Consider the following 473-nt stretch of genomic DNA (forward strand, 5'->3'; position numbering starts at 1 on the left):
AGGCGGTGGCGGGACGGGGCCCGCTCGGGGTTCGCCGGGGTGCTCGACGGGGGCGGGTGGTCGGCGGCCGTGCGCGTGCTCGCGGGGGTCGCGCTCGTGGCCACCGGCATCGGTGTGGTGGTGCTGCGCGGGAGCAGTCTCGAACAGGTGCAGTTCGCGCTGATCGCCGTGCTGGCCACCCTCGTCGGGGTCGCCGTGCTGACGGTGCCGTTCTGGCTGCGGCTGGTGCGCGACCTGGGCGAGGAACGGCGTGCCCGCATCCGCACCGAGGAACGCGCCGAGATCGCCGCGCACCTGCACGACTCCGTGCTGCAGACGCTCGCGCTCATCCAACGGCAGCCGGACGTGCCGCGCGAGGTGGCCCGGCTGGCGCGCGGTCAGGAGCGGGAACTGCGGCAGTGGCTCTACGGGGCCGCCGGATACCGTGCCTCCGGGCACGGCACGGCGGGTCCGGCGGCCGCGGCGGCTGCCTC

1 pseudogene is annotated in these 473 nt (G+C 76.3%); it reads left to right on the forward strand.

What is annotated here, in order from left to right:
- Nucleotides 1-473: pseudogene (locus SACPADRAFT_RS26405) on the forward strand (histidine kinase); the annotation flags it as partial.

The sequence above is a fragment of the Saccharomonospora iraqiensis subsp. paurometabolica YIM 90007 genome (assembly GCF_000231035.2).
GTDB classification, from domain to species: Bacteria; Actinomycetota; Actinomycetes; order Mycobacteriales; family Pseudonocardiaceae; genus Saccharomonospora; species Saccharomonospora paurometabolica.